The following is a 13,992-nucleotide window of genomic DNA, read 5'->3' on the forward strand; positions in this document are numbered from 1 at the left end:
TCCCAAACTATCAATCTTTTCTTTATAACTTAGAAGATCATCTATTCTTATTTCAACACGATGAATTAAAGAGATGATCTTCTCCTCTATTATTTTTTACGACGCGTACTATAGCCGCGTTTTGCCAGTTCTAGTTTTGCAATCATGCCTTTATGGACTTCATCTGGCCCATCAGCCAATCGCAGTGAACGTGCTTGAGCGAAGAAACCTGTCAAAGGCGTATCACGCGACACACCTGCTCCGCCGTGAATTTGAATCGCCATATCGACCACTTTTTCAAGCACACTTGGCGCAACGACTTTAATGGCAGAGATTTCAGTTAACGCTGCCATATTCCCTAAAGTATCCATTTTATACGCAGCATACAAGGTTAATAAACGTGCTTGATCAATTGCAACACGTGCATCAGCCACGCGCTCTAGGTTCCCACCTAATTTTAAAATTTCTTTGCCAAATGCAGTACGACTCATACCACGATCGATCATCAACTCTAAAGATTTTTCCGCAGCACCAATGCAGCGCATACAGTGATGAATACGACCCGGGCCTAAACGACCTTGGGCAATTTCAAAACCTTGACCTGCACCACCAATAAAGTTGGAAACAGGAACACGAACATTACTAAAGCTAATTTCACCGTGACCATGGGGTGCATCGTAGTCACCAAAGACTGGTAACATCCGTTCAATTTTAACTCCAGCCGTTTCAACAGGCACTAAAACCATCGAGTGTTGATGGTGGCGATCTTTGGTTTCATCTGGTGTATGCGCCATAAAAATAATTATTTTGGCATTGGGGTCACCTAAGCCTGAAGACCACCATTTACGGCCATTTAACACAATTTCATCGCCTTCGATCACGGCTGTTGCTTGCATATTGGTCGCATCGGATGAAGCAACAGCTGGTTCTGTCATACAGAAAACAGAGCGAATTTTTCCATCCAAAAGCTGCGTAAGCCACTCTTGCTTTTGAGCTTCAGAGCCATAACGCCACAATACCTCCATGTTGCCAGTGTCAGGAGCATTACAGTTAAACACGGTCGGCGCAAGGAGACTACGACCTGTGAGTTCTGCAATATGAGCGTAGTCTTGAACCGATAGACCTTGGCCCAATTCAGGACAAGGCAAAAACATATTCCATAAACCCGCAGCTTTTGCTTTGGCTTTGAGTGTTTCAAGTTGTGTAGGCCACTGCCATTTGGTCCAGTCGCCACCTTGGTTCAGTTCATGTACCTCATGCCAAAAGTCAGTTTCGATCGGCTCAATTTCGTTTTGAATAAATTGTTTGGTACGTTCTACATAATCTTGAGCACGTGCTGAGAGTTCAAACATGGCTACTTCCTTCGATCTATTTTGATATTTTCGCTTTACATCAACATAACCTAAAAACTAATATGAACAAAATGATTTTATTTTATAGATCAGCATGAACGATATTCATAGTAAATCACCCATTGATATGGGGCTTTTTCATCGCATCGATATCAATTTATACCCGCTTTTTATTGCGATTTATGAGCAAAAAAGTATTTCAAAAGCAGCTCAAATCTTGTCGATTACGCAGTCTGCTGCCAGTCATGCTTTGCAGCGTCTACGTAGCCATTTAAAGGATGATTTATTTGTTCGCTCTGGCAGCCAAATGCTTCCAACACCTTTTGCAGAACAAAATTACCTAATTATTAAAAATGCTTTAATTGCAATTCAAAGTATTTTCATGCAGCAGCAAAGCTTCGACCCGAACATGGTTCAAAGCCTAAAAATTGCGATTCATGATGAAATCGAACCAATTGTTTTCCCAAAGTTAGTTGCTCACTTTCAGAAACTTGGACTAAGTATTCAGTTCATGAGTAGTAAGCTGGACCGTAAAACAGTAGATGCTGATTTAGTTTCTCAACAAATTGATTTTGTGATTGATTTGGAACAAAACTTTGGCGATAAAATTCAATTTGAGAGCTTGGTCAAAGACCAGTTTGTGGCTTGTACTCAGCTCCAGCAAATCAATGCTGAATTGTATTTGGCTGCACCGCATATTGGTGTATCTTCGCGGCGTACTGGTGTTTTAGTTGAAGATGTTCATTTAAATCGTAAGCAACTGTCTAGGCAGGTTTTTTTGCGTTGTCAGCACTATTCCACTGCGCTACAAATTCTAGAGCAATATCCCAATGCAATTTTAACGATTCCTCAAAATATTTTGAGCCATTTGCATGTTTCCCCTCTGCTGAATATTTTTGATGTTCCTGTGAAACTGCCGCAGATGAATATTGGAATTTATTGGCATAAAAATTTAATGGAAAATAAAAGACACCATTTTTTAAGGAGCGAAATTTATAAAATTTTTGCTTAGGCTATTTTATAAAATTTAAAAAAAATCGAAGTTCTAACTTAGTTCCTGTATTGACTGTCATTTGGAACCTCTAAACAACCAACGCACCAGTCTTACAAATTACTCCTTGTTTTTTCTAATTCTGTATCTTTGTTATATACACCATAACCATTTGTAGGAACACTCAATTTGAAAGTAAACAATAAGCATCTCATCTTAAGATGCTTAAAATATGGAATAAATGTTAATTTCTTAATAGCACCTATAAGGAATTAAAGCCGTTTAGAACTTAGCGACCGTACCAAGAGTTTATTCTTTTTTACATAGCTAACGGTAAATCTTCTTGTTTAGCTCGTTCAAATGCATCAAAAAATTCTTCGTGTTGTACTTCCCTATTTACCACAGCGCATACTGCTTTATCTTCTGCAGTTTTTTGATCTACCTCTTCGCCCTTTCCACTACGACTGGACTCATATACCGTTCTTTGACGGAAATAACTAAAAGGTTCAGCATTACTCATAAAACCGTACTTAGAGTCATGAATATAGTTTTGATAAAAGCTCATAATTTCTGGTGTTGATTCTTTATGCCAACTCGCGAACTCCCAATCTTCTACGTCTAAGAAAAACTCATATGCTTTTGAAACAGGTGACAATATTCTAAAAATATTTATTCCACCAGATTTATTAGGTGCTGTTAGGTTTTGTAATTTTTCTAAGCGGCTGATTTCAGTTGCCATATCTGATGGGCCGATCGGTAATATTTCACGAAATTTATTATCTTTACGTACATTTTGACTGACAGAGGCTGTCTTGCTTCTCGCCAATGTTCCATACGCACTATAATAAACTTTCATAGCGGCAGCAATTTGATCTTGAACTTTTCCTGTAGATGGTATTAGTGCTTTTACTGCATCATACAAACGCTGTGTTTCGTTTTGAATTTCAAACTGTTCAGTAAATAATGCCCCATATTTTTCTTTTAATTGGTTAGGCTTTGTTGCACAAACCTATCTGTAAAGGGTTTTTCAGCGATATAATTTTCAAATGAAGAAGCCTACACACAAAATCTACCGCACAACCAATTGGCCCGCATATAACCGAGCACTCATGAGTCGCGGAAATATTGCCATTTGGTTTGATCCTGCTACGCAATGGTATGCGCCATCAAAAGGCAAACAAGGGCGAAATCAAACCTACTCCGACGCAGCCATCCAATGCTGCTTAATGATTAAATCCTTATTCCGTCTGTCTTTACGTATGGTCACTGGCTTTGTGCAAAGTCTGATTAAACTTTGCGGATTAAATTGGATAGCTCCAGATTACACCACGCTTTGTAGAAGACAAAAGCATATTGATATTGTAATCAGCTACCAAAAAAGTAGCGATGGGCTGCATCTACTCATGGACTCTACAGGCATGAAGTTTCTAGGTGAGGGCGAATGGAAACGCAAGAAACATGGACCTGAATATCGTCGCCAATGGCGTAAACTTCATATTGGTATAGATGCTAAAACCCTGCAAATACGAGCAGTTCAGCTTACAACCAATAATGTCAGTGATTCACAGGTGCTTGGTGATTTACTTAATCAGATTCCACAAGATGAGCGGATTGACTCTGTTTATACCGATGGAGCTTATGACACCAAGCAATGCCGTCAGGTCATTGCAGATCGGCAAGCGCATGCGGTGATTCCACCTAGAAAAAATGCGAAACCATGGAAAGATACAAAGAGTAGCTCGCTAGAGCGAAATGAATTACTTCGAACAATTAAACGTTTAGGCAGGACACTATGGAAAAAATGGTCAGGCTATCATCGGCGAAGTTTGGTTGAAACTAAGATGCATTGCATCAAATTATTAGGAGATAAACTCAGTGCAAGGAGTTTTGATAGCCAAGTGAATGAGATCCATGCACGTGTAGCAGTCCTTAACAGATTTACGGAATTAGGTCGACCACTTACCCAAGTTACGCCTTAAATTTGGCTCAATTAGGGGCGCTTTGCATTTCAAATCTTTGTGCAACAAAGCCCTTTGCGTATATTGATGCGCCTGAGTCCACTCAAAGCTATGGGCCTGAGTCCAAACGCTTAATCAAAAAAATGGTTTATCGGAAAGTGGTTCGTGTTCGCATTACAGACATTGACCGTTATGGTCGTTGTGTAGGTGAAATCTATCGTTTTCGGAGAAGTATGAATGAAGAAATGGTCAAACGTGGTGCAGCATGGGTCTATGAGGACTATATTAAGGATAAAAAGCATTTGAAACATATGAATGCTTTACAAAGTCATGCGAAAAAGCACAAGAAAGGTTTATGGCGCGGCACACGCCCTATTCGCCCGAGTGACTACCGCAAACTGAAGAAGTAGCCGATCTGTAAAAACTCAGCCTAAAAAAAGCCGCTCCATCGTGTAGAGTGGCTTTTTCATTAATTATTTGAAGACTTTAAAGCGTACAGCATCATCCACAAAGCCTTTTTCTTTAGCTTCGCCCTCAACTGAACCAAAGACCAGTTGTGCTCGCAGTTTCCAACTTGCAGGCACATCCCACTAAGCATGGACTTCTTCATCTACAATTGGATTGTAATGCTGTAAAGATGCACCTAAACCTAAGGTATGTAATGCAGTCCAAGTTGCAAACTGCGCTATTGCAGTTGAATGCTCTGCCCATACTGGGAAATTTTCAGCATAAGATGGAAATTGCTCTTGTAAGTCCTGAATTACATCTAAATCTTCAAAAAATAGACCTCTTGCGAAAGTAAAAACTACCTCAATATAGATTTCATGAAATATCAGAAATTAAACCGTTTTTCAGATTCTGAATTCCAGCGCTTGGTTGGCGTACCTCGACCAGTTTTTAGTGAAATGGTCGAAGTTTTAAAAGAAGCAGAATCACTTAAAAAGAAATCTGGGCGTCCTCATACTTTAGCTATAGAGGATCAATTGTTATTAACACTCAATTACTTACGGAATTACAGCACTCAATTGGAATTGGCTGCAAATTACCATATCGCTGAAAGTAATGTGAATCGAACTATTAAAAAGGTTGAAGATGCATTAATGAAATCAAGACGTTTTACCCTGCCAAAACGAAGCATTACCACAGCAGACGAACAATTTAACTGGGTAATTATTGATGCGACAGAATGTTCAATAGAACGCCCGAAAAAAAAATCAGAGTAAGTTTTACAGTGGTAAAAAGAAGAAACATACGTTAAAAGCCCAAGTGATCTATCATCCGAAGAGCAAACAAATCATAGGAGTAGATATATCGTTTGGCAGTCAGCATGATATTAAATTGGCAAGAAAAACAGTTAAGAAATTCAAACATTGTGACTATGTTATGACCGATTTAGGGTACTATGGGTTAGAGCAAGATGGCTTTAAATTATTGATGCCAATAAAGAAAAAGAAGAATTTACCCTTATTTGATGCTGAGAAAAATTACAATAAAATGATTGGAAAAATACGAGTTGTAATCGAACATATTAATAGTCAATTGAAAAGATTTAGAATACTAAGTGAACGCTATCGAAATAGACGAAAAAGATTCGGTTTACGCATTAACTTAATCGCTGCACTGGTAAACCGGATGAACTTGCAATAACGACTTTCGCAAGAGGTCTAATAAAACAGTTCCCACACCTGCTGAAAAACTGGTCATTTTTGCCGTTGTTTTAGCCGTGCTTTCTTCATCTTTAGCATAAGACTTCAGTTTTTCAGCCACAAAAGTCCAAAACTTTTCATGTTCCGTATTAAATAAAATTACCGCCCGAGATGACTGTGAATTGAACGATGATGGGCTTTGTTTAATGGCAGTTTGAATCAAATCAGTTAAAAATTCAGGGCTGTGCTCGACCTTTTTACCAATGGCATAAATGGTACGACGCTTTGTGATTAAGTCGATGAACTGATTTGACATATTATAAAATCCTTACGGTTATACTGTGAATGATGACGCAATGTATCAAGCAATATTAATTCCAACATTTGACCAAATAATAAAATTTAGTGCTTTAGATGCAGTTTAAATACTTTCTTGTGCTCGCAAATACATAGTTTTGCTATCGATCTCTGTACACGACAAAAATAGATAACTCATTGAAATAATGTCACAATAATTGTTTTCTAACGACGAATACTATGACACATCTCAATGAGTTATATCTTATCTTAAACAAATCTCTAAAATGGAACAAGTCACATTTAAAGTGCTTTGCGCTCATCATGCTTGTGATTATTTTAAAGCAAACATGTAATCTTTCTTCTGCATCTAAAGCCTTGCCCATCAAGTGCTTACCACAATCATTTTATCGACGTATGCAGCGCTTCTTTGCAGGTCAGTATTTTGATTATCGTCAAATTTCTCAGTTGATTTTCAATATGTTTTCATTCGACCAAGTGCAACTGACTTTAGATAGAACCAATTGGAAATGGGGAAAACGAAATATTAATATCCTGATGCTCGCAATCGTTTATCGTGGAATAGCGATACCTATCCTTTGGACATTGCTTAATAAACGTGGAAATTCAGATACGAAAGAGCGTATTGCTTTGATTCAACGCTTTATAGCCATTTTTGGTAAAGACCGTATTGTGAATGTGTTCGCAGACAGAGAGTTTATCGGTGAGCAGTGGTTTACATGGTTAATTGAACAAGACATCAACTTCTGCATTCGTGTTAAAAAAACTTCATTGTCACCAATCATTTAGGAAAGAATCATAAAATTAGTGATTTATTTCGCCATCTTAAAGTTGGTCAAATTGAATGTCGTAAACGACGGATTTTGGTTGGTCGGGTGAAACTATATATAAGTGCACTACAGTTAGAAAATGGAGAGCTTTTACTCGTCGTTTCTCCTCAGTTTAATGCCAATGCTATTCAGGATTATGCATTACGCTGGGAAATTGAAACCTTATTCAGTTGTCTCAAAGGACGCGGGTTTAATCTTGAAAATACGCGCTTGACAGACCCTAGACGAGTGAAAAAATTGATTGCGGTGTTAGCTATAAGCTTCTGTTGGTGTTACTTAACGGGTGAATGGCAACATGATCAAAAAAAAGCGATAAAAATAAAGAAGCATGGACGACTCTCAATGAGTTTATTTCGCTATGGTTTAGACTATGTTCAAATGGCGATTCAGCGTTTAATTGGTTTTGGGAAAAAAGAAGAGTTTAAGGAAATTTTGGCAATTTTAAGAAGGCAGAATCCTGATAGGATAAGGGTTCTGTGAAATTTGTCGTGTACAGAGGCTATCGATATAAAAAATCCTCCATTTGGAGGATTTTTGAATGACTTAAAATTTGGCTTCTAAGACTTGAGTGGAAATTTTATTTTTCCATAAGTCACGAAGAACGGGTAAATAGAACTTTTCACCCAGTTCAACCAATTCTGCATCGATCAATGCATGAATCTCATGCATAAATAAATAATCGAGTTCAACTGTTTTCAACTGTTGCTGTGCTTTTGCAAAGTCTTTGCGCTTTTGTTGTGCACGTTTCACTAGAGCATCGGCAAAATCTTTATCTTTAAACTGTTTGATCGCGTTTAAGCGTAATTCAATAACGCCCCAACCACTCAACAACAGTTTGAAAAGTTCAAAGTCAGTCGTGGTTGATTCCCATGTCATTTCTTCAAGATTTTCATTTTCAGGTAGAACAGGAAGTAATAACTCCATAACACTTGGGAAAATCTTTTTGAAATTTAAAACAAATTTAACAGGATGTTCACCCGGATAATCGTTAAATTGCACGTTTTTCTGAACATCTGTCAAATAAATATCAAGCATGGTAACTCATCAGCAGTTTATCTTTAGTCGACCATTGTACCGACTTCGCCCAAAGATAAAAACCGCTGGTGTTCATTTGCTCTTTAGTTGAGCATCTGGACCAAGGGCTATTTTACATTTGGTGAAATCATTTGCTCTGGACGTACTACTTCATCAAACTGCTCAGCCGTGACTAAGTTCAATTCTACGGCCACCTGTTTTAACGTTTTCCCTTCTTTATAGGCTGTTTTGGCAACTTTCGCTGCATTTTCATAGCCAATCACTGGGTTTAAAGCCGTAACTAACATCAATGAGTCATGTAAGAAGTGGTCAATTTTTTCACGGTTTGGCTCAATACCCACGGCACAGTGATCATTAAAACTATTACATGCGTCACCCAAAAGCTGAATCGACTGCAACAAATTAAACGCAATCACTGGCATGAATACATTCAGTTCAAAGTTACCCGATGCACCCGCAACATTAATCGTGGTGTCATTGCCTAAGACTTGCGCCACCACCATGGTCATCGCTTCACTTTGAGTCGGATTCACTTTCCCCGGCATAATACTTGAGCCTGGTTCATTTTCTGGAATACGTAACTCGCCAAAACCACAACGTGGGCCACTTGCCAACCAGCGAATGTCATTGGCAATTTTGTTCAAGCTTACCGCAAGCGTTTTTAATGCACCTGAGGCAAACACTGCTGCATCACGCCCAGCCAATGCTTCAAATTTATTTGGTGCCGTCACAAAAGGCAGTCCTGTCAACTGTGCCAGTTGCTCCGCTGATTTTTCTGCATAATCAGGATGAGCATTCAACCCTGTACCTACAGCAGTTCCACCTAAAGGTAGTTCATACAAACCTGAAAGTGCTTGTTGTAAACGCTTTAAGCCGTGATCGAGCTGAGAAACATACCCGCTAAATTCTTGGCCTAAGGTTAAGGGTGTCGCATCTTGTAAATGAGTTCGGCCAATTTTGACGATGTCAGCAAATGCTTGAGACTTTGCCTCTAAAGTATCTCGAAGCTGTGTCACCGCAGGAATCAGTAATTCATTGATCTGAATACTTGCTGCGACATGAATCGCCGTTGGGAAGGAGTCATTGGTCGACTGAGCACGGTTCACGTGATCGTTCGGGTGTACAGGTTTTTGTGCACCTAAGGGATTGCCAAGTTTCTGATTGGCGATATTGGCAATCACTTCATTACAGTTCATGTTGCTTTGTGTGCCTGAACCAGTTTGCCATACCACCAAAGGAAACTGACTATCCCACTGCCCTGCAATCACTTCATCCGCAGCACCGACGATGTATTGCGCCAATTCTTGTGGAATTTGGTTGAGCTCAGCATTGGTCAATGCTGCTGCTTTTTTCACTAAGCCCATGGCACGAATCATTGGACGTGGTAGACGTTCACTACCAATTTTAAAGTTTTGCAAACTACGCTGAGTTTGAGCACCCCAAAGTGCTTCACTCGGTACTTCAACTTCGCCCATCGTGTCATGTTCAATACGTGTTTGCATTTTAACCTCTTCCTTTTTAAGTGAATTGCAAAATGATAGGACTTACGCACTATTATTTATAGATTCTCTGTGGTAGCAGATGATTTTTATCGAGAATAAAGTCATCAATGAAGTTTTTGATAACTGGTCTAAATAATTTCTTCTGCCAACGATATACATTTTCAAAGATCCGCTCAAACTGGTTCTTTTGTATCTCGACGTAGGCCATCAAGGCTGAAAAAATATGATTCAAAATCAGTTTAGATCGTCTTACTTGAAACTTTTCAATATGACAAACCTGTTTAATCACCCGGTGATATTGCTCTATTTTCCAATGACTTGAATGTAATTCATGAAAACCCTCAAAGGACAATAAATCATCTTCATCTTGATGCACAATATAAAACCTCTGCTGTTCTTTTAACTGAGTCTTAAATAATTGTACAAAGCCAAAATCTTTGAGCCAGACCACTTGACCCTGATGGAAATTTGGCAATAAACGCAGTTGAAACCATTGTCCTTTTTCTGGGGAAACCTTACGGTTACAGTCGATACCAAACATAAATCGAATACCATATTTTCTTATGGTTTTTAGATTTCCAGTCGATGAATACCAACTATCACCTGTAATAAATTGAATCTTTGCACCCCAACTGAGTACTTCACTTAACATATCCATAAAGTAATCATTCTTGGTTTTACTTTCAGATTTGTCATAAATTCGGAAATTAATTGGAATATTTTGACCATTCTGATCTGTCGCATACAAGGTAATGAGATTAATACCCTTGACGGATCGGTGGTGTTTGCCTGACCAAAAATAGCTAACCAAGTCCATATGTTGACTATAGGGTTTATCTAAAACAGTATCATCAATACTGACTATAAGTTTATTATTATCAATATGTTGAATTGCTTCTTGATATAGGTCGTGAGGTGTGTAGTCTTCACGTTCTAGAAAGCGATTTACACTATCATGCGAGATGTTATAAGTCTCGGCAAGTTGTGTGCAGCTAATAGAGTTCGGTTCTGTCATGAGAAAGCCCATATAAATGGGTAATGTACAAGTTGCTGTAGAAGCATGTTTAATTCGTCTGATCACAGATACTTTATAAAGTATTTTAATACTTTTTTGAATCCGTCAATGCGTAAGTCCTAAATGATTATTTTGCGCTTGTTTTCCTTATCTTAATGATTAAGCAAAAATATATAAATGATAATTGTTATCATTAAATTAATTAACGACCATCTAGACTTTGTCGGTAGAAACGCCATCCATCTTCAAGGGTTTGTTCTAAACTGCGCTTCGCTTGCCAGTGTAAAACGTTTTTCGCTTTACTACACTCGGCTGCGACCTGATCTAATTCCACGATGTTCGAATCCTTCACATCGACTGTAGCAATATCACTTTGCGTCACATTTTCAACTTTTTCAACCAACTGCTGTATCGACACACTTTGACCTGCAATATTAAAAGCATCACAAGCAAACTGTTGAGTACTTAACCATTGTAACGAAGCAGCAATCGCATCACAGGCATCGAGTATATGTAAAAAACTACGCTCTACGGTATGATCTGTGGTTTGTGCACTTTTTCTAAGTTCAATATGATCACGCTGTTTTGCAGCGACTTGCATCAACAGTGGGATAATATTTTTCGGTAAAGGCGGAAACAATTCTCCGAGCATCGCATTTTCAAATGCACCAGCAACATTGCCCATTCTTAAAATTGCAATTTTCCATTCATTATCCGTTTTTGCTGTATCTCGAATAATTTCTTCGACCATTTGCTGCGACTTGATATACGGGTTTGGATAGCCGAAATTCAGCTCCAAATCTTCTTCTAAATGTAGGCTGGATTCACCATAGACCGCAAGACTGGAAAGATGAACCAAAGTGCGTACACCTGTGCGCTGCATGGCACGCAGTAAACTCATGATACAACTGACATTGTCATTATAGTATTCCAAAGGCTTCAGTACAGATTCTTCAAGCGATTTAAAACTTGCAGCATGCACTACCGCATCGATGGAATACTGCTCAAAAACTTTGTTTAAGGCAGGGGTATTTCGTATATCAATTTTGACAAAAGGCACGTACATGCCACTAATAAATTCTAATCGTTCAAGAGTTTGTAAGTTCGCATTGGATAAATTGTCTACAATAATGACCTCTTGCCCATGCACCATAAAGCTCAAAGCAATATGAGAGCCTATAAAGCCTAAACCACCAGTCACTAAAATCATTGTATACATACTCCTTATAATAATCAGCAAGTTGCGTTTTATTGGTGTATTTATGGTGTTTCAAATGACTTATCCACAGATATTAAACGCAAAAAACCGACTCAAAATCCTCTTGAGCCGGCCAATCTGCAAGAGCACTATATCATCATTTTAAAGGTTCGGAATATTGCATGTGTTACAGTTATAGCTATGTACTGTATATCGTTTATGAAAAGAAAAAGATTATTGAATAAATTGTGAAGTTTGTACTTGGAGGGGATGTTCAATGGCCTACATAACTAAAGATGGCAAGTGGCTTGCCTATCGAGATGCGACACAAGAAATACTGGAATACGATGATTTTTCAGATGTCCAACAGGTCTATCAACCTGGATGGTTTTGGGTTGATGATAAGGATGATGCCAAAGTATTCCATGCTGAGAGTATTGCGAGTTCATTTCTAGTGCGTCGGCGTGGGGAGTTTTGGAAAGGTGCTAAGGTTGTGCTGAAATAAAACCCTCACTTAGAGGGCTTTTTTTTCAACTATTGAAATTACTGCTGAGTGCCGTTGCTGGCAATCTACATACTTGCGGCGATCATCAATCATAATCGGCAGAATGTCTTTACCCTGCCCTGATTCAAGTTTTTGCAACGGGGGACATGGTGCTTTAAGGTTCGGCGGTATTACCAGCGGCATTGACTGCTGACACCCCAGCATCATCGAAACAAATGTTGAGATAAATAGGACGTTCAATGATCTTTTGCACTTCACGTGTAATCGTTTCTGTCTTGACTCGTTCCATTTCTTTGGTTTGTTCATAGTCATCACCTGCTTTTTGTGCTCGTTTTTGTGCTTCCTGTTCAGCATCTTTATAAGGCTTCACAGCCTTATCAATTTCTTGCTGTACCTTTGTTTTGCAATCAGCTTTTGCCTTATTCAGATCACCCGCAAGTGAATTGGATTGCCATGTTTGAAAGAATCCATAGATCAAAAGCACAATGATTAAGGTCCAGCGCTTGTTGTTCCAAATCCAATAAAGTAACGGCATCAGAATTCCTCCACGTCAGGGAGGTCCACTATTTGCCCGGCTAATCCATGATGGCAATCAGATAAGAACTGGATTTTTCCATCCGTGACAAAGGAATGGCATTGACTAGGGTGGCCTTGATTTACCATTAAGCTTGGGCTAAATGTTGGTTTCTCTAAATCGCCATTGAAGTCCCAGCGAATTTTGTGTTTTGGATCAACATGGAATGGATGCAAGGTTTTACAACCAGGGCATTCAATAAAATAAATACCGTTAGACTCAAGAAGCACATTGCTAACTTTTTTAAATTCATTCATCTACTGTGCTCCCATACATTTCGAGTGACGCTCAACTTGTCGTGTCCAAACGCCATAGCAATTGTTGGATCGTACAGAGCAATCACGTTTGGCCACATACTTCCATTTCAATAATGAATCACATGCCTGCTTGTACTTCCCCGCTTTCAAATTGCGAAGCATGGAAGATTGATTCCAATTGGCTTGGCCAAAGTTGTAGGTGAAGTCGAGATATACGTCATACTCGACTTGAGACAACTTCACGCTCTGGAGAGACTTTCGAAATGGAATTTCGTCTTTGGCCACATGTGCTTTTGCCCATTCCAATGCGGTTTTGCGTGAAATTGGTGGATCAGACATTTTAATCTTGGTGCCATCAGGCTTGGTTGTTGATCCGATACCTTGAGTCACAACACCACCAGTGTCTTTGTAAGGAACCGACACATTTCCCTCTTTGCTTTCTAAATTCCAAAAAAAAGCAGCCGAAGCTGCTAATCCTATTGCCCAGTATTTCGTCTTATTCGACATTGCATTCACCCTTAGCTTTACTCAGCGCAATCTGATGTAGTTGTTCGGCACGTTTGTTTTCTTGGCGCTTGTAGTACCAATTAATCAAGAAGCTCATAAAGCTCACTAATAAGCCTGCAATCGCTACTAACAAACCAATCGCTGTGATTGGATCTAAACCCAATAACTTCCCCGACAAGCCAGCAATTGATCCCCCTACTGCTGTTTTGGTTGAAATTGATGTAACTGCAGCACTCGCTTCAGCAATTGCTTGCCCTGTTGTTTCAGACATTTCGCCCCCTAAATTTTGGCAATAAAAAAGCACCCGAGGGTGCTTTATGGTTGA

At 39.0% G+C, this 13,992-nt stretch carries 15 protein-coding genes and 3 pseudogenes; 6 read left to right on the forward strand and 12 right to left on the reverse strand.

Annotation, left to right across the window (positions count from 1 at the left end):
* Window positions 1–89 precede the first annotated feature (89 nt).
* The gene (locus tag AC4CUZ_RS12965; RefSeq protein WP_279692696.1) at window positions 90–1,331 is read right to left on the reverse strand and encodes an acyl-CoA dehydrogenase family protein; all 1,242 of its coding nucleotides are present in this window, start codon (window positions 1,329–1,331) and stop codon (window positions 90–92) included.
* A gap of 94 nt (window positions 1,332–1,425) precedes the next feature.
* On the opposite strand from AC4CUZ_RS12965, the gene AC4CUZ_RS12970 reads away from it, so the two are divergent.
* A complete protein-coding gene (locus AC4CUZ_RS12970) occupies window positions 1,426–2,343 on the forward strand; it encodes a LysR family transcriptional regulator (RefSeq protein ID WP_279692698.1) in 918 nt (305 codons plus the stop codon).
* Between the two features lie 298 nt (window positions 2,344–2,641).
* On the opposite strand, the gene AC4CUZ_RS12975 is transcribed toward AC4CUZ_RS12970, so the two are convergent.
* On the reverse strand, window positions 2,642–3,244 hold the full coding sequence (locus AC4CUZ_RS12975) for a hypothetical protein (protein WP_490747709.1): 603 nt from the start codon (window positions 3,242–3,244) through the stop codon (window positions 2,642–2,644).
* A gap of 124 nt (window positions 3,245–3,368) precedes the next feature.
* On the opposite strand from AC4CUZ_RS12975, the gene AC4CUZ_RS12980 reads away from it, so the two are divergent.
* Both AC4CUZ_RS12980 and AC4CUZ_RS12985 read left to right on the forward strand, forming a co-directional pair.
* On the forward strand, window positions 3,369–4,301 hold the full coding sequence (locus AC4CUZ_RS12980) for an IS5-like element ISAba12 family transposase (protein WP_053579251.1): 933 nt from the start codon (window positions 3,369–3,371) through the stop codon (window positions 4,299–4,301).
* 53 nt (window positions 4,302–4,354) lie between these two features.
* Window positions 4,355–4,690 (forward strand): annotated as a pseudogene (locus AC4CUZ_RS12985) (thermonuclease family protein); the annotation flags it as partial.
* A gap of 63 nt (window positions 4,691–4,753) precedes the next feature.
* On the opposite strand, the pseudogene AC4CUZ_RS12990 reads toward AC4CUZ_RS12985, so the two are convergent.
* Window positions 4,754–5,080: pseudogene (locus tag AC4CUZ_RS12990) on the reverse strand (nitroreductase family protein); the annotation flags it as partial.
* A 24-nt stretch (window positions 5,081–5,104) separates the two neighbouring features.
* Between AC4CUZ_RS12990 and AC4CUZ_RS12995 the strand changes: the two are divergent.
* Window positions 5,105–5,927 (forward strand): IS5 family transposase gene (locus AC4CUZ_RS12995; RefSeq protein ID WP_104794718.1). Its coding sequence is split into 2 segments (ribosomal slippage): window positions 5,105–5,485 and window positions 5,487–5,927, totalling 822 coding nucleotides; the frame shifts between segments, so codons are not numbered across the junction.
* On the opposite strand, the pseudogene AC4CUZ_RS13000 reads toward AC4CUZ_RS12995, so the two are convergent.
* Window positions 5,904–6,242, reverse strand: a pseudogene (locus AC4CUZ_RS13000) (nitroreductase family protein); the annotation flags it as partial. The gene AC4CUZ_RS12995 and the pseudogene AC4CUZ_RS13000 overlap by 24 nt on opposite strands.
* A gap of 221 nt (window positions 6,243–6,463) precedes the next feature.
* On the opposite strand from AC4CUZ_RS13000, the gene AC4CUZ_RS13005 reads away from it, so the two are divergent.
* A protein-coding gene (locus tag AC4CUZ_RS13005) for an IS4-like element ISAba1 family transposase (RefSeq protein ID WP_085947913.1) occupies window positions 6,464–7,554 on the forward strand; the annotation gives its coding sequence in 2 pieces (ribosomal slippage) (window positions 6,464–7,004 and window positions 7,004–7,554; 1,092 coding nt in all).
* 63 nt (window positions 7,555–7,617) lie between these two features.
* Here AC4CUZ_RS13005 and AC4CUZ_RS13010 read toward each other — a convergent pair.
* From AC4CUZ_RS13010 to AC4CUZ_RS13025, 4 genes are all read right to left on the reverse strand, one after another.
* Window positions 7,618–8,109: a hypothetical protein gene (locus tag AC4CUZ_RS13010; RefSeq protein WP_010326627.1), complete on the reverse strand. Its 492-nt coding sequence runs from the start codon at window positions 8,107–8,109 to the stop codon at window positions 7,618–7,620.
* A gap of 107 nt (window positions 8,110–8,216) precedes the next feature.
* Window positions 8,217–9,611, reverse strand: coding sequence for a class II fumarate hydratase (fumC, locus tag AC4CUZ_RS13015; protein WP_004979849.1), 1,395 nt, complete (start codon window positions 9,609–9,611; stop codon window positions 8,217–8,219).
* 52 nt (window positions 9,612–9,663) lie between these two features.
* On the reverse strand, window positions 9,664–10,692 hold the full coding sequence (locus AC4CUZ_RS13020; protein WP_007116247.1) for an IS701 family transposase: 1,029 nt from the start codon (window positions 10,690–10,692) through the stop codon (window positions 9,664–9,666).
* Between the two features lie 136 nt (window positions 10,693–10,828).
* On the reverse strand, window positions 10,829–11,836 hold the full coding sequence (locus AC4CUZ_RS13025; RefSeq protein ID WP_279692152.1) for an NAD-dependent epimerase/dehydratase family protein: 1,008 nt from the start codon (window positions 11,834–11,836) through the stop codon (window positions 10,829–10,831).
* A gap of 265 nt (window positions 11,837–12,101) precedes the next feature.
* Between AC4CUZ_RS13025 and AC4CUZ_RS13030 the strand changes: the two genes are divergently transcribed.
* Complete coding sequence (locus AC4CUZ_RS13030; RefSeq protein WP_490747710.1) at window positions 12,102–12,329, forward strand: hypothetical protein; 228 nt, start codon at window positions 12,102–12,104, stop codon at window positions 12,327–12,329.
* Between the two features lie 154 nt (window positions 12,330–12,483).
* Here the strand turns inward: AC4CUZ_RS13030 and AC4CUZ_RS13035 are convergent, their stop codons facing one another.
* From AC4CUZ_RS13035 to AC4CUZ_RS13050, 4 genes are read right to left on the reverse strand one after another with little or no spacing between them, the layout of a single operon-like run.
* A complete protein-coding gene (locus AC4CUZ_RS13035; protein WP_490747711.1) occupies window positions 12,484–12,864 on the reverse strand; it encodes a hypothetical protein in 381 nt (126 codons plus the stop codon).
* On the reverse strand, window positions 12,864–13,160 hold the full coding sequence (locus tag AC4CUZ_RS13040) for a ubiquitination-like system serine protease family protein (protein ID WP_490747712.1): 297 nt from the start codon (window positions 13,158–13,160) through the stop codon (window positions 12,864–12,866). The genes AC4CUZ_RS13035 and AC4CUZ_RS13040 overlap by 1 nt, the downstream gene beginning before the upstream one ends.
* Window positions 13,161–13,667 carry a glycoside hydrolase family protein gene (locus AC4CUZ_RS13045; RefSeq protein WP_317455369.1) on the reverse strand — a complete coding sequence of 169 codons (507 nt, stop codon included), beginning with the start codon at window positions 13,665–13,667 and terminating at the stop codon, window positions 13,161–13,163.
* Window positions 13,657–13,938: a phage holin family protein gene (locus AC4CUZ_RS13050; protein ID WP_058869409.1), complete on the reverse strand. Its 282-nt coding sequence runs from the start codon at window positions 13,936–13,938 to the stop codon at window positions 13,657–13,659. Before AC4CUZ_RS13050 ends, AC4CUZ_RS13045 begins: the two co-directional genes overlap by 11 nt.
* Between the last annotated feature and the right edge of the window lie 54 nt (window positions 13,939–13,992).

The sequence above is a fragment of the Acinetobacter sp. 789_lipA genome, from assembly GCF_058242845.1.

What these genes read in the sequence shown, in the direction of transcription:
- AC4CUZ_RS12965 (WP_279692696.1), bottom strand. Translation starts at nt 1,331, where the DNA reads ATGTTTGAACTCTCAGCACGTGCTCAAGATTATGTAGAACGTACCAAA.
- AC4CUZ_RS12970 (WP_279692698.1), top strand. Translation starts at nt 1,426, where the DNA reads ATGAACGATATTCATAGTAAATCACCCATTGATATGGGGCTTTTTCAT.
- AC4CUZ_RS12980 (WP_053579251.1), top strand. Translation starts at nt 3,369, where the DNA reads ATGAAGAAGCCTACACACAAAATCTACCGCACAACCAATTGGCCCGCA.
- AC4CUZ_RS13010 (WP_010326627.1), bottom strand. Translation starts at nt 8,109, where the DNA reads ATGCTTGATATTTATTTGACAGATGTTCAGAAAAACGTGCAATTTAAC.
- fumC (WP_004979849.1), bottom strand. Translation starts at nt 9,611, where the DNA reads ATGCAAACACGTATTGAACATGACACGATGGGCGAAGTTGAAGTACCG.
- AC4CUZ_RS13025 (WP_279692152.1), bottom strand. Translation starts at nt 11,836, where the DNA reads ATGATTTTAGTGACTGGTGGTTTAGGCTTTATAGGCTCTCATATTGCT.
- AC4CUZ_RS13030 (WP_490747710.1), top strand. Translation starts at nt 12,102, where the DNA reads ATGGCCTACATAACTAAAGATGGCAAGTGGCTTGCCTATCGAGATGCG.
- AC4CUZ_RS13035 (WP_490747711.1), bottom strand. Translation starts at nt 12,864, where the DNA reads ATGCCGTTACTTTATTGGATTTGGAACAACAAGCGCTGGACCTTAATC.
- AC4CUZ_RS13040 (WP_490747712.1), bottom strand. Translation starts at nt 13,160, where the DNA reads ATGAATGAATTTAAAAAAGTTAGCAATGTGCTTCTTGAGTCTAACGGT.
- AC4CUZ_RS13045 (WP_317455369.1), bottom strand. Translation starts at nt 13,667, where the DNA reads ATGTCGAATAAGACGAAATACTGGGCAATAGGATTAGCAGCTTCGGCT.
- AC4CUZ_RS13050 (WP_058869409.1), bottom strand. Translation starts at nt 13,938, where the DNA reads ATGTCTGAAACAACAGGGCAAGCAATTGCTGAAGCGAGTGCTGCAGTT.